Below are 13763 nucleotides of genomic sequence, written 5' to 3' on the forward strand. Positions count from 1 at the left end.
GGTTCCAGTGGCTCCGACGGGCGTCGATCCCGTGACCTCACGATTTTCAGTCGTGCGCTCTACCAACTGAGCTACAGAGCCGTTGCGACGTGATGTCGCTGGAGAGGTGATCCCCTGAAAAAGGCCCTTCCTCTCGGAAGGGCCTCTTTGCGACCCTGACGGGACTTGAACCCGCGACCTCCGCCGTGACAGGGCGGCACGCTAACCAACTGCGCTACAGGGCCTCGTTGCGAAGACAAGCATACTGCCTTCGAGGCTGTTCTATTTTCACGCCCCGACCCTCTCAAGCCGATGCACTTTCCGGTGGTGCTGGTACTTCTGGTGGTGCTGGTAGTACCGACCCATCCGTGACCCCAACGGGATTCGAACCCGTGCTGCCGCCGTGAAAGGGCGGTGTCCTAGGCCACTAAACGATGGGGCCGGAGACTCGCGGGGCGACCCTGCGGCCGACCCCCCATGACTACCGACACGCAAGCATAGGGGGCCGCGGCGCAGGATGCAAAATCGACGGTTCCGCAGGCGGCGTGCACCCCGTCCGGGGTTGACCCGGGTCTAGGAGATCGGGCAGGGCCGCGGTTAGGGTGGGGCGGAATCGCTCTTCCCCCCACCCGCGCGCCGGAGCCGCACCGCCGCGGAGGGAGGGCCCCCTATCCCCGAGGTCCCATGCCCCACTCCCTGCGCCGTCCGCGTTCCGCCCGCCTCCCCGGCGCGCCGCGACTCGGGCGACTCCGAGGTGCTGCCCTGGCCTCCGCCGTCGTCGCGCTCGTCGCCGGCCTGCTCGTCGCCACTCCCGCCCAGGCGGTCGAGTACCCGTCGTGGGCCGACGTCGAGGCGGCGAAGGGCGACACCGCCGCCGCGGCCGCTCAGGTCGACCGGATCACGTCCCTGATCGGCGACCTCCAGAGCGAGGTCGCCTCCGCTCAGCAGCTCGCGCAGCAGCGCGGCGACGAGCACTTCGCCGCTCAGCAGGCGTTCGACGAGGCCTCGGACCAGTCGAAGAAGCTCGAGGACCGGGCCGCCGCCAGCGCCGAGGAGGCCGACAAGGCCTCGCAGCAGGCGGGCCTGCTCGCCGCGCAGCTCTACCGCAGCACCGGCACCGACCTGTCCGTCAACATCTTCCTCGACCAGAAGGCCGGCCAGGCCGACCAGCTGCTGTCGAAGATCGGGAGCATGACCAAGCTGGTCGAGCGCTCCTCCGCGATCTACGAGCAGGCCAGCACCGCCCGGAACACCGCGTCGTCCCTCGCCGACCAGGCCGAGGTCGCGCAGACGGAGCGCGAGCGCCTCCGCGTCGCCGCCGAGCAGAAGCTGGCCGAGGCGACCGCCGCCCAGGAGGCGTCCGAGGCCGCGCTCGCCGAGCAGCAGGAGCAGAGCGTCGTGCTCGAGCAGCAGCTCGCCGCGCTCCGCGACACCGAGTCGAAGACCGTGGCCGAGTACGAGGCCGGCGTCGCCGCCCGCGAGGCCGAGCGCCTCCGGAAGCTCGCCGAGGAGGAGGCCGCCCGTCAGGCCGCCGCCCAGGCCGAGGCCGCGCGCCGCGAGGCCGCCCGGGCCGCGGCCGCGTCCAGCGGCGGCAGCGGTGGCGGCGGCGGGTACGTCGCCCCCTCGGGCGGCGGCGGCTCCAGCGCCGTCAGCGACTCCGGCTGGGTCCGCCCTGCCGGAGGCCGCATCACCGGCACCTTCGGCCCGCGCGACAGCATCTCGACCGGCGGAGGATCCTCCGGCTCGTACCACCGCGGCACCGACCTCGCGGGCGGCTGCGGCATCCCGATCTTCGCGGCGCACAGCGGCACCGTCTCCTACGCGGGCCCCAACGGCACCTACGGCAACTGGGTTCTGATCGACCACGGCAGCGGCATCAGCACCGGCTACGCCCACATCATGTCCGGCGGGATCTACGTCCGCGTCGGCCAGCAGGTCCAGGCGGGCGAGCAGATCGCCGCCGTCGGCTCGACCGGCGCCTCCACCGGCTGCCACCTGCACTTCGAGACCCGCGTCAACGGCTCCGCCGTCGACGCCCAACCTTTCATGGCCCAACGAGGAGTCACCCTTGGCTGACGCACAGACGACCGCACGCACCTTCACCCCGGCACCCCGGGAGCGCGCCTGGAAGGGCCGCCTCCCGCTCGTCATCTCCGCCGCCTTCGCGGTCACGGCGGTCACCGCGTCCCTCGGCATCACCCCGGCCCTCGCCGACGACGCGAAGTACCCCTCGTGGGACGACGTGCAGAACGCCAAGAAGGACGAGGCGAGCAAGCAGGCCGAGATCGACTCGATCACCGGCCTCATCGCGAGCCTGCAGACCGCGGTCGACGAGAAGTCGATCACCGCGATGAAGAAGGCCGAGGCCTGGCGCCAGGCCAAGGAGGCGCTCGACGCCGCTGCGAAGGCCGTCGTCGACCTCGAGGAGAAGGCGACCACCGCCTCCGCCAAGGCCCAGACCTCGAAGATGCGCGCCGGCCTGCTGGCCGCGCACCTCTCTCGCGCCGCCGGCGGCGACCTCTCCGCCAGCCTCGTGGCCAAGGGCAAGGACGCGGGCGACCTGCTCTACCAGCTCGGCGCGATGTCGCAGCTCTCGGAGCAGTCGCAGAAGGTCTACGCCGACGCCCTCGCCGACAAGCAGAACGCGGAGTCGCTCGGCGACCAGGCCGACCGCGCCGTCACCGAGCACCAGGCGCTCTCGGACGAGGCCGACGCCGCCCGCAAGGACGCCGACGCCGCCGCCGAGTCGGCCCGCGCGTCGCTCTCGGCGCAGGAGGAGAAGTCGCAGGAGCTGGTCGCCCAGCTCGCGCTGCTGAAGGACTCCTCGGTCGAGGCCGAGACCCAGTACCTCGCGGGCGAGCAGAAGCGCCAGGCCGACGAGGCCGCCGCTCAGGCGCAGGCCGAGGCGGAGGCCGCCGCTCAGGCGCAGTCCACCGCCCGCTCCGCCCAGCAGCAGTCCTCGGCGCAGGCCGACACCGCCGCCCCGTCGCGTCAGACCGCGTCCCTCCCGCAGCCCGCCGCGCCGCAGCCCGCGCAGCAGCAGCCCGCTCCTGCTCCGGCCCAGCCCGCTGCTCAGCCGATCGCCCAGCCGGCGGCTCAGCCGCTCCCGCAGCCGGTCACCGCTCCGGTCCTGGTGCCGACCAGCGGCGCCGTCGAGAACGCGATCTCGTACGCGATGGCGCAGCTCGGCGAGGAGTACGTCCTCGGCGGCATGGGTCCGGACCAGTGGGACTGCTCGGGCCTCACCAAGGCCTCGTACGCGTCCTCGGGCATCTACATCGGCACCCACTCGGCGACGAACCAGTACAACACCATGGCCGGCGCCGGCAAGCTCGTCCCCTACAGCCAGCGCCAGCGCGGCGACCTGATCTTCTGGGGCGGCGGCGGAGACTACTACCACGTGGCCATCTACCTCGGGAACAACCAGATCATCGAGGCCGCCGACTACGGCAAGCCCGTGCGCATCTGGAACACCTGGGGCACGCCCGCCGGCATGGTCGGCCGCCCGGCCGCCTGAACCGCGGCCGCACCGCACAACGAGAGAACCCCCTCCTGTCGAGACGACGGGAGGGGGTTCCTTCGTCGGTGCGAGGGGTCAGTGACCCTCTTCGGCCAGCTTCTTGATGCCGTCCTGGACGATCTGCTCCGCCTCGGCGGCGTCGCCCCACGCGTCGACCTTGACCCACTTGCCGGGCTCGAGGTCCTTGTAGCGCTCGAAGAAGTGCTTGATCTCGTTCTTCGTCTGCTCCGGGACGTCGCCGATGTCCTGGATGTGCTGCCAGCGCGGGTCCTTCGCGGGGACCACGATCACCTTCGCGTCGGAGCCGGCCTCGTCGCTCATGTTGAGCACGCCGACCGGGCGGACGGAGACGCCCACGCCCGGGAAGACGGGGTACTCGAGCAGCACCAGCGCGTCGACGGGGTCGCCGTCGAGGCCGAGGGTGTTCTCGAAGTACCCGTAGTCTGTCGGGTAGACGAAGGAGGTGAAGAGCACGCGGTCGAGGTAGACGCGACCGGTCTCGTGGTCGACCTCGTACTTGTTGCGGCTCCCCTTGGGGATCTCGACGACGACGTCGTATGCGGCCATGCTCTCTCCTTGAGTCGGTGGCGCCGTGAGCGGCGCATCGGCGGACGGATCGGCCTCCGGAACGCTCGCGCGGGTGCGCGCGCGGGAGGGGCGGATCGCTGGCATTACGTTACTTGATGTGCCCGATCGCCCCCGCCTGACCCCCGCCGTCGCCGATCTGCGGCGGGCGGTGCGCGAGAGCCTCGACGGGCTCGACCCCGGAGCGCTCGTGCTGGTCGCGCTGAGCGGGGGAGCGGACTCGCTCGCGCTCGCGGCGGCGGTCGCCTTCGAGGCCCCGCGGGGCGGGAGGCGGGCCGGCGCGGTGATCGTCGACCACGGGCTGCAGGAGGCGTCGGCGGAGGTCGCGCGGCGGGCCGCGGAGCAGGCGCACGGGCTGGGGCTCGCGCCGGTGCTGCGCGAGGTGGTGACGGTGTCCGCCGAGGGCGGTCCGGAGGCGGCCGCCCGCAGTGCGCGCTACCGAGCCTTCGACGACGCGCTGACCGCGACGGGCGCCGCCGCGATCCTCCTGGGCCACACCCTCGACGACCAGGCCGAGACGGTGCTGCTGGGGCTGGCACGAGGAGCCGGTGCGGCCTCGCTGCACGGGATGGCGCCGGTCAGCGGGCCGCTGAGGCGGCCGCTCCTGGGCCTGCGGCGCGAGACGACCCGCCTCGCCTGCTCTGACCAGGGGCTCGTGCCGTGGGAGGACCCGCACAACGACGACCCCCGCTACTCGCGGGTCCGGGTGCGGAACCGCGTGCTGCCCGTGCTGGAGGACGAGCTGGGGCCGGGAGTGGCCCAGGCTCTGGCGCGCACGGCCGAGCAGCTGCGGGAGGACGGGGACGCGCTCGACGCGCTCGCCCTCGACTGGGCGCTCGAGCTGGTGGGCCAGGACGAGGCGGGGCACGTCACGGTCGACGCGCGCGGGCTCGCGGCGGACCCGCCGGCGCTGCGGCAGCGGATCATCCGCCTGGTCGTGGCGAACGAGTTCGGAGTCGCGCTCTCGCGCTCGCAGACGCTGGCGGTCGCCGCGCTGGTCACCGACTGGCACGGCCAGAAGGGCGTCGACCTCCCCGGCGTCCTCGCCACCCGCCGCGGCACCACCCTCGTCTTCGCACCCGCGGCACCCTGACCCCGTCCCCGCGACGCCGGTCCCCGCGCGACGCCCGACCCCTCCCCGCGAGACGCCGCTCCGGCACGCGACTCGCCGACGGGGGTGTACCGGAGCGGACATTCGCGGAGGGGAGACGGGGGCCGGTCACCCGTAGAGTGGCCGGGTGGAAGCAGCCGACATCGCCGACGACATCACCGAGGTCCTCTACACCGAGGCCGAGATCCACGAGCGGATCCGCGCCCTGGCCCGCGCCATCGAGCGCGACTACGCGGGCGAGAACCTGCTCATCGTCGGGGTGCTGCGCGGCGCCGTGATGGTGATGGCCGATCTGGCCCGCGAGCTCAAGCTCGACATCGTCATGGACTGGATGGCCGTCTCGTCCTACGGGAGCGGCACCAAGTCCTCCGGCGTCGTGCGGATCCTGAAGGACCTCGACTCCGACATCACGAACCGCAAGGTGCTGATCGTCGAGGACATCATCGACTCCGGCCTCACGCTCTCGTGGCTGCAGGGCAACCTCCGCAGCCGCGGCGCCGAGTCCGTCGAGATCTGCGCGCTCTTCCGCAAGCCCGCGGCCGCCAAGGTCGAGGTCGACGTGGCCTACGTCGGCTTCGACATCCCGAACGAGTTCGTGATCGGCTACGGGCTCGACTACGCCGAGCGCTACCGCAACCTCCGCGATGTCGCCGTCCTCGCCCCGCACGTCTACGAGTAGCCCCGCGGACACCGCGCAGGAGAGCCTCGAGCGGCTCTTCGCGGTGCCCCTGCTGGGCTACCACATGAGCTACCCGACCTCGCTGCGGGCCGACCTCGAGTTCAACTACTGGTGGCTCGCGCACGCGATCGACGCGGCCGTCGACGCCTTCGAGCGCACGGGCGACGAGGCGCACCTGGAGCGGGCCCGGCGGATCCATCGCGCGATCCGCCTCCGCAACGGCGGGCGCCTGGTCAACGGCTACTTCGACGACATGATGTGGCTCGGCGGCGCGCTCGCCCGGCTCGGGGAGGCCTCGGGCGACCCGTGCTTCCTCGACCGGGCCGACCGCCTGTGGCGCTTCGCCGTCGCGAAGGGCTGGAACCTCCGCCACGGTGCGAGCCTCGCCTGGCGCCGCCGGCAGCTGGACTACAAGAACGCGCCCGCGAACGGCCCGTTCGCGATCCTCGGCGCGCGCCTGGAGCGGCTGCGGCCGGACGGCCGGGAGGAGCTCTCGCGCGCCGCCCTCGACTGGATGCACGTGCGCCTCCGCGACGACGACACCGGCTTCGTCGCCGACGGCATCGGCCGCGAGGGCGGCTCTGCCCGCGACGACTGGGCCTTCAGCTACAACCACGCCGTCTACATCGGCGCGGCGCTCGCCCTGCACCGCCTGCGGCCCGACCCCCGCCTGGTGGCCCACGCCTCCCGCACGGCCGAGGACCTGCTGGACCGGCTCGCCCCCGACGGCGTCTTCGTCGACCAGGGATCGGGGGACGGCGCCCTGTTCGGGGGCATCGCCTACCGGCACCTCGTCGACCTCGCCACGACGGCCGGAGTCGCGCCCGCGGTGGCGGCTCGCGTCCGCGGCTTCGTCGCCGGCAGCGTCGCCGCGCTGCAGAGCTCGAGTGTCCGCCGCGGCGTGCTGCTGGCCGGGCCCCGCTGGGACGTGCCTCCGTCGCTGCCCGCCACGCTCTCGGCCGAGATCGGCGCCGTGCTCGCCCTGGAGGCGTCCGCGCGACTGGACCGGTCGCCGGTGCCGTCAGACTGACGGGGTGAAGGCACCCGAGAAGCGCACCGTCGCCGTCGTGATCAACCCGAGCAAGTTCGACGACGTCGGCGCCGCGGAGGACCTGGTCGCGACGATCGCGCGCCGCCACGGCTGGAACGAGCCGCTCTGGTTCGAGACCAGCCCGGGCGACTCCGGTGCCGCTGCGGCCCGCGCCGCACTCGATGCGGGCCCGGACCTGGTCTGCTCGATGGGCGGCGACGGCACCGTCCGCGCCGTCGCCACGGTGCTGCGCGGGACCGGCGTCCCCTACGGCCTGCTGCCCAGCGGCACAGGCAACCTCCTCGCGCGGAACCTCGGGATCCCGCTCGGCTCGCTGCCCGAGGCGGTCGAGATCGCCCTGCTCGGGCAGGACCGCGCCATCGACGTGGGCACGGCCGCGTTCGACGACGGCGAGGAGCGGGTGTTCATGGTGATGGGCGGGGTGGGCCTGGACGCCGAGATCATGGACAAGACGGACGAGGAGCTGAAGAAGCGGGTGGGCTGGGGCGCCTACTTCGCGGCGGGCGCGCCGGCGATGTTCAAGGCCGGATTCGAGGTGACCCTCACGATCGACGGCGCGGAGGAGCCACCGCAGCGCTGCTTCATGGTGCTGGCCTGCAACTGCAGCTCGGTGGTCGCGAACATCGAGCTGGCCGCAGGAGCCGTGCTCGACGACGGCGACCTGGAGCTGGTGCTGCTGCGTCGGCGCTTCGGCCTCGCGCTGGATGTCGCGACCGGCAACCGCAACGGGCTCGCCTCGCTCCGGCAGTGGCCCGGCCGCGAGTTCTCGTTCGAGCTCGACCAGCCGGTGCTCGCCGAGCTGGACGGCGATCCGGTCGGCCGCACCCGCTCCGGGCGCTTCGGCGTGGATCCGGGCGCCCTGCTCGTGCGCCTGCCGGTGCCGACGCCGCGGAGCCCGGGACTGACTCCGCACGACTCGGTGATCGTCGACACGTCCGCCATCGCGACGCTGCTCCCGGAGCCGCCCTCCTCCTGACGCTTGCGCGCTCTTCTTTACGGTTGTAAGTTATCTGACGGACGTAAAGAAGGCGCTCCTCGCGCCGGGAAGAAGGACCCCGTGACCGATCCGCGGCTCACCCGCTCGCGCGAGCTCCTGCTCACCGCGATCACGACGGCACTCGACCGCCCGGGCGACGACCAGCCCTCCATCACGGAGCTCTGCGGCGCCGCGGGCGTCAGCCGCCCCACGTTCTACCAGCACTTCGGCGATGTGCCGTCCCTGATCGAGGCCGCCGCGGTGGAGCGGATGCACGCGCTGTTCGGCGACGTCGCTCCCGGCACCGCCCCCGCCGACTGGGAGGGCGCGGTCCCCCGCATCGTCCGCGGGCTCCTCGAGGGCCTGCTCGTGCACGCCGACTTCTACCGCCGCGTGCTGAGCGGAGGCACGGCCCGCGCCGTGCAGGAGTCGGTCGTCGCGTTCCTCGCGCAGCGGCTCCTCGCCTTCTCGCCCCTCGCCGAGCGCGGATCGGGCGGCGGCGACCACGCCCGCGTCGAGCGCTTCGCCGTCCTCCTCGCCGCCGGTACCACCTGGCTGGTCGTCGGCTGGCTCCTCGACGGCGACGCCCGCCGTCCCGTGGCCTCGGCCTCCGCCGACATCGCCGAGCTCCTCGTCACCGGAGTCGCCTCGCCGCGGCTCGCCGCCCTGCACTCCACGAAGTAGAAGGACCATGACCACCTCCCCGCTCCGCCGCGCCCTGCGCGCCGTGAACCCGCGCCTCGTCGTCGTCTTCGCCGCGATCGCGCTCATCCCGCTGATCTACGCGGGACTGCTGACCTCGGCCAACCTCGATCCCACGCACCACCTCGACACGGTGCCCGCCGCGATCGTCAACGAGGACACCGGCGCGACCGCCTCGGACGGCTCCGCGCTCGCCCTCGGCGACGACCTGACCGAGCAGCTCACCACCGACACGTCCGGCTCGGACTTCGCCTGGACGGCGACCGGTGCCGACGAGGCGTCCCGCGAGCTCGCCTCCGGCGACGTCCTCGCCGTCCTGACGGTGCCGGCCGGCTTCTCGGCCGACGTCGCCTCCGTCGGCGGCGACGACCCCGCCGCGGCCGTGCAGGCGAAGCTGTCGATCGAGACGAACGACGCGGCCAACCTGATCGTCGGCAACATCGCCTCCACCATCGGCACCACCGTGACGAAGACGCTGGAGGAGAAGGTCGGCGCGACCTACCTCGAGAACGTCTACCTCGGCTTCACCGACGTGCACTCGAGCCTCGAGCAGGCGGCCGACGGCGCCGCTCAGCTGGCGGACGGCGCCGGGACCGCCGCGTCCGGCTCCTCCGAGCTGGTCGTCGGGCTCGCGCAGCTGCAGGACGGCACCGCGCAGCTGGCGACCGGCGCCGACTCCCTCCGCTCGGGCGCGGGGAGCGCGGCCTCCGGAGCGTCCGACCTCTCGTCGGGACTCCAGCGGATCGCGAGCGGGACCGGGCAGCTGCCCGACCAGGCGGCGGCGCTCGACACGGGAGCCCGCACGGTCGCCGACGGCGCCCAGCAGCTCGACGGCGGAGCGGCGTCGCTCGCCTCGGGCGCCACCGACCTCGCCGCGGGGACGTCGACCCTGAAGGACGGCGCGGCCTCGGCGGCGTCCGGCGCCGAGGCGCTGGCCACCGGGTCCGCCTCCCTCTCCGACGGAGCGGGGAAGGCCCTCGCAGGAGCCCAGCAGCTCGCGACCGGCGCGGGAGCGCTCGCGACCGCCACTCCGCAACTCGCCACCGGAGCGACCGGAGTCGACTCCGGCCTCGCCTCCCTGCTCTCGCGGTACGACTCGCTGTCCGATGCCCAGCGCGTGGCCGAGCTGACCGCCCTCGAGCAGGGTGCGGCCGCTCTCGCGGGCGGAGCCGCCTCGGCGGACGCGGGCGCGCAGACGCTCGCCGCCGGTGCGACCGCGCTCGTCGGCGACGACGGCAGCGGACTGACCGCGCTCGCCGCCGGTGCCGCCACGGTCTCGGGCGGAGCCGCCGACCTCGCGACCGGCACCGCCGCTCTGGCCACCGGGGCGACCTCCGCCGCCGACGGCGCCCAGAAGCTGCAGACCGGAGCGCAGGCCCTCGCCCAGGGAGCTGCGACCCTCGACGGCGGAGCCGCGCAGGTCGCCGGCGGAGTGGACACCCTCTCCGGCGCGGTCGGCCCGCTCACCAGCGGCATCGCCTCCGCGGCCGCCGGCGCCTCCGACCTCGCCTCCGGGACGGCCGCCCTCGCGACGGGCGCCTCGGACCTCGCGGACGGCGCCGAGACCGCCGCGACCGGCTCGGCCGACGCGGCCACCGGTTCGCAGGACCTCGCCGACGGGATCGACTCGCTCGCCTCCGGATCGCGCACCCTCGACACGAAGCTCTCAGACGGCGCGGACGACGTGCCCACCTACACCGGCGAGCAGGCTCAGGAGCTCAGCACCGTCGCGGCCGCCCCGGTCGGGATCGATGCCGAGCGGATGAACCGCGTGCCGTCCTACGGCTACGGCCTCGCCCCCTACTTCATGGCCCTCGCGCTCTGGGTCGGCGCGCTCGCCTTCTACCTGATGAGCGCCCCGCTCAGCTCCCGCCTCCTCGCCGCGCGCCGGCCCGCCTGGGTCATCGCGCTGCGCAGCTACCTGCCCGGCGCGCTGATGGCGGTCGCCCAGGGCGTCCTGGCCGCGCTCGTCATCCGCTTCGGAGTGGGCGTCGAGGCGTCGAACCTGCCCGGGCTGATCGGGATCGCCGTGCTCACGAGCCTCACCTTCGTGGCGATCAACCAGGCGCTGATCGCGCTGCTGGACGCCCCGGGCCGGTTCCTGGCGCTGCTGATGATCGTGCTGCAGCTGTCCTCGGCCGGAGGCACCTACCCGGTCGAGACCGCGCCCGCCTTCTTCCAGGCGATCCACGGCGTCCTGCCGCTGACCTGGACGGTGGAGGCGTTCCGCTCGCTGATCGCCGGCGGCAGCATCGGAGTCGCGCACGCGGTCCTGGTGCTCGTGCTCTGGCTGGTCGGGGCGCTCGCCGTGACCGTGCTGGCCGCCGCCCGCCGCCGCCGTGGCCTCGTGCCCGCCCTCCGCGACCCGGAGCTCCTCCTCGAGTCGGCCTGACCCGGGCCGGGCGGGCCCGGCTTGTCCGTCCGCGCCTGCTGCCCCTTCTCGCGGCACGCCCCGCTCGGACGCCAGCGCCCCCCCGAGACCGCAGTAGTCGTCGCTGTCGAGCTCGAGTGCGACAACTCCTGCGTTCTCGCGGCGCGTCCTGCTCGGACACCTTCGCCTCCTTCCCGAGACCGCAGTAGTCGCAGTAGTCGTCGCTGTCGAGCTCGAGTGCGACAACTCCTGCGTTCTCGCGGCGCGTCCTGCTCGGACACCTTCGCCTCCTTCCCGAGACCGCAGTAGTCGTCGCTGTCGAGCTCGAGTGCGACAACTCCTGCGCTCTCGCGGCGCGTCCCTACCGCCGAAGCGCCGATCCCCGCGACCTCCACCCGCAAGGCAGAGGACGCGGACCGGGAAACGCGTGCCAGCGTTTCCCGGCAGTCCGACGCACCCCGCTCTGCGAAACGCACCACCTCGCGAAGCCGACCGCGCGCGGGGATGCGGCCCGCCGCATCCCCGCCGGACGGTGCCGACGCGTGCCAGCGTTTCCCGGCAGTCCGACGCACCCCGCTCTGCGAAACGCACCATCTCGCGAAGCCGACCGCGCGCGGGGATGCGGCCCGCCGCATCCCCGCCAGACCACACAGCCCGCGGCCGTTCGGCCCACGGCGAACGCGTGGGCGGCGCTCAGAGTGCGGGAGGTAGCCTGGCAGGCACAATCTCCTCGTCAGAAAGGCGCCGGGTGTCGCACCCGCAACAAGCATGAACGTGAAGCGCATCTTCCGGGGTCCCATCCTCTACGTCGTCCTGGCGATCGTCGCGGTGTGGATCGGCTCCTCGCTGATCACCATGTCCGGCTTCCGGCCGGTCACGACGCAGGAGGGTCTCGACCTCCTGAAGGACGGCAAGGTCGACTCGGCGAAGATCGTGGACGGCGAGCAGCGCGTCGATCTCACGCTCAAGCAGGCCGACGGCGACAACGGCACGCAGGTGCAGTTCTACTACGTGGCCCCTCGCGGCGCGGAGGTCGTCGACGCGGTGTCCGCGGCCGATCTCGGCAGCACCGGCTACAACGACGAGGTCCCGCAGACCAACTGGTTCCTCTCGGCCCTCGGCTTCCTGCTCCCCATCCTGCTGATCGGCGCGTTCTTCTGGCTGATGCTCTCGGGCATGCAGGGCGGCGGCAACCGCGTCATGCAGTTCGGCAAGTCGAAGGCGAAGCTCGTCTCGAAGGAGTCGCCCAAGGTCACGTTCGGCGATGTCGCCGGCGCCGACGAGGCGATCGAGGAGCTGCACGAGATCAAGGAGTTCCTCAAGGAGCCCGCGAAGTTCCAGGCCGTCGGCGCCCGCATCCCGAAGGGCGTCCTGCTCTACGGCCCTCCCGGCACCGGCAAGACCCTGCTGGCGCGTGCGGTCGCGGGCGAGGCGGGCGTCCCCTTCTACTCCATCTCCGGATCGGACTTCGTCGAGATGTTCGTCGGCGTCGGCGCGAGCCGTGTCCGCGACCTGTTCCAGCAGGCGAAGGAGAACTCGCCGGCCATCATCTTCGTCGATGAGATCGACGCCGTCGGCCGCCACCGCGGCGCCGGCATGGGCGGCGGTCACGACGAGCGCGAGCAGACCCTCAACCAGCTGCTGGTCGAGATGGACGGCTTCGACGTCAAGACGAACGTCATCCTGATCGCGGCGACGAACCGCCCCGACATCCTCGACCCCGCGCTGCTGCGTCCGGGCCGCTTCGACCGCCAGATCGGCGTCGACGCCCCCGACCTGCTCGGCCGCAAGCGGATCCTCGAGGTCCACGGCCGCGGCAAGCCGCTCGCCGGGGGAGTCGACCTCGAGGTCGTCGCCCGCAAGACCCCGGGCTTCACCGGCGCCGACCTGGCCAACGTCCTCAACGAGGCCGCACTGCTCACCGCCCGCTCCAACGCGCAGCTGATCGACAACCGCGCGCTCGACGAGGCCATCGACCGCGTCATCGCGGGGCCGCAGCGCCGCACGCGGGTCATGCGCGACAAGGAGAAGCTGATCACCGCCTACCACGAGGGCGGACACGCTCTGGCGGCGGCGGCGATGCGCCACACCGACCCCGTGACCAAGGTCACGATCCTTCCGCGCGGTCGTGCCCTCGGCTACACGATGGTGCTCCCGCTGGAGGACAAGTACTCCACGACCCGCAACGAGCTCCTCGACCAGCTCACGTACGCGATGGGCGGCCGCGTCGCGGAGGAGATCGTCTTCCACGACCCCACCACCGGAGCGTCGAACGACATCGAGAAGGCGACCTCCATCGCCCGCAAGATGGTCACCGACTACGGCATGTCCGCGAACGTCGGAGCGGTCAAGCTCGGCCAGTCGTCAGGCGAGATGTTCCTCGGCCGCGACATGGGCCACCAGCGCGACTACTCCGAGCAGATCGCCGAGACGGTCGACGCCGAGACGCGCCAGCTCATCGAGCAGGCGCACGACGAGGCGTGGCAGGTCATCAACGACAACCGCGACATCCTCGACCGCCTCGCGATGGAGCTGCTCGAGAAGGAGACGCTCGACCACGACCAGCTGGCCGAGATCTTCAAGGACGTCCGCCGCATCGACGAGCGCCCGCAGTGGCTCTCGAGCGACAAGCGCCCCCTGTCCGACCTGCCGCCCATCGCGGTCCCTGTCGCCAAGGCGCCGATCGACTCGGGTGCGACCGACGGGGGAGTCTCCTCCGCCGGTGCCGACGAGGTCGCGCCGAAGCGCCCGCCGCTGATCAACCCGCGCCCCGCGACGGCGTAGCGCGC

General features: G+C 72.8%; 10 protein-coding genes and 3 tRNA genes. 9 read left to right on the forward strand and 4 right to left on the reverse strand.

The features are described from left to right. Positions 1 to 8 precede the first annotated feature (8 nt). From C5D09_RS09040 to C5D09_RS09050, 3 genes are all read right to left on the reverse strand, one after another. Positions 9 to 81 (reverse strand) — tRNA-Phe (locus C5D09_RS09040). Positions 82 to 150: 69 nt separating this feature from the next. Then, a tRNA-Asp gene (locus tag C5D09_RS09045) sits at positions 151 to 224 on the reverse strand. A gap of 124 nt (positions 225 to 348) precedes the next feature. Beyond that, positions 349 to 421 (reverse strand) — tRNA-Glu (locus C5D09_RS09050). A 242-nt stretch (positions 422 to 663) separates the two neighbouring features. Between C5D09_RS09050 and C5D09_RS09055 the strand changes: the two genes are divergently transcribed. Both C5D09_RS09055 and C5D09_RS09060 read left to right on the forward strand, forming a co-directional pair. Further along, positions 664 to 2055 (forward strand): peptidoglycan DD-metalloendopeptidase family protein, encoded by a 1392-nt coding sequence (locus C5D09_RS09055; RefSeq protein WP_104226018.1) that lies wholly within the window; start codon positions 664 to 666, stop codon positions 2053 to 2055. Then, positions 2048 to 3496 (forward strand): NlpC/P60 family protein, encoded by a 1449-nt coding sequence (locus C5D09_RS09060; RefSeq protein WP_258066961.1) that lies wholly within the window; start codon positions 2048 to 2050, stop codon positions 3494 to 3496. The genes C5D09_RS09055 and C5D09_RS09060 overlap by 8 nt, the downstream gene beginning before the upstream one ends. Positions 3497 to 3574: 78 nt before the next feature. Here the strand turns inward: C5D09_RS09060 and ppa are convergent, their stop codons facing one another. Further along, entirely contained in the window at positions 3575 to 4066 is a 492-nt protein-coding gene (ppa, locus tag C5D09_RS09065; RefSeq protein WP_068255683.1) for an inorganic diphosphatase, read from the reverse strand. A 118-nt stretch (positions 4067 to 4184) separates the two neighbouring features. Between ppa and tilS the strand changes: the two genes are divergently transcribed. From tilS to ftsH, 7 genes are all read left to right on the forward strand, one after another. Further along, a complete protein-coding gene (gene tilS, locus C5D09_RS09070) occupies positions 4185 to 5177 on the forward strand; it encodes a tRNA lysidine(34) synthetase TilS (protein ID WP_104269129.1) in 993 nt (330 codons plus the stop codon). Positions 5178 to 5322: 145 nt separating this feature from the next. After that, a complete protein-coding gene (gene hpt, locus C5D09_RS09075; protein ID WP_104238400.1) occupies positions 5323 to 5874 on the forward strand; it encodes a hypoxanthine phosphoribosyltransferase in 552 nt (183 codons plus the stop codon). After that, complete coding sequence (locus C5D09_RS09080; protein WP_104269130.1) at positions 5840 to 6904, forward strand: glycoside hydrolase family 76 protein; 1065 nt, start codon at positions 5840 to 5842, stop codon at positions 6902 to 6904. Before hpt ends, C5D09_RS09080 begins: the two co-directional genes overlap by 35 nt. A gap of 4 nt (positions 6905 to 6908) precedes the next feature. Continuing rightward, on the forward strand, positions 6909 to 7901 hold the full coding sequence (locus C5D09_RS09085; RefSeq protein ID WP_181135022.1) for a diacylglycerol kinase family protein: 993 nt from the start codon (positions 6909 to 6911) through the stop codon (positions 7899 to 7901). A gap of 81 nt (positions 7902 to 7982) precedes the next feature. After that, positions 7983 to 8585, forward strand: coding sequence for a TetR/AcrR family transcriptional regulator (locus C5D09_RS09090; protein WP_104226013.1), 603 nt, complete (start codon positions 7983 to 7985; stop codon positions 8583 to 8585). A 7-nt stretch (positions 8586 to 8592) separates the two neighbouring features. Then, complete coding sequence (locus tag C5D09_RS09095; protein ID WP_104269132.1) at positions 8593 to 10995, forward strand: YhgE/Pip domain-containing protein; 2403 nt, start codon at positions 8593 to 8595, stop codon at positions 10993 to 10995. Positions 10996 to 11742: 747 nt separating this feature from the next. Continuing rightward, positions 11743 to 13758 carry an ATP-dependent zinc metalloprotease FtsH gene (ftsH, locus tag C5D09_RS09100; RefSeq protein ID WP_104224104.1) on the forward strand — a complete coding sequence of 672 codons (2016 nt, stop codon included), beginning with the start codon at positions 11743 to 11745 and terminating at the stop codon, positions 13756 to 13758. The last annotated feature ends 5 nt before the right edge of the window (positions 13759 to 13763 follow it).

Source organism: Rathayibacter sp. AY1C9, assembly GCF_002932315.1.
Classification (GTDB): domain Bacteria; phylum Actinomycetota; class Actinomycetes; order Actinomycetales; family Microbacteriaceae; genus Rathayibacter.

Excerpts from the sequence above, each read along its gene's own strand:
- C5D09_RS09095 (WP_104269132.1), top strand. The coding sequence starts at position 8,593 with ATGACCACCTCCCCGCTCCGCCGCGCCCTGCGCGCCGTGAACCCGCGC.
- ftsH (WP_104224104.1), top strand. The coding sequence starts at position 11,743 with ATGAACGTGAAGCGCATCTTCCGGGGTCCCATCCTCTACGTCGTCCTG.
- C5D09_RS09055 (WP_104226018.1), top strand. The coding sequence starts at position 664 with ATGCCCCACTCCCTGCGCCGTCCGCGTTCCGCCCGCCTCCCCGGCGCG.
- C5D09_RS09080 (WP_104269130.1), top strand. The coding sequence starts at position 5,840 with ATGTCGCCGTCCTCGCCCCGCACGTCTACGAGTAGCCCCGCGGACACC.
- ppa (WP_068255683.1), bottom strand. The coding sequence starts at position 4,066 with ATGGCCGCATACGACGTCGTCGTCGAGATCCCCAAGGGGAGCCGCAAC.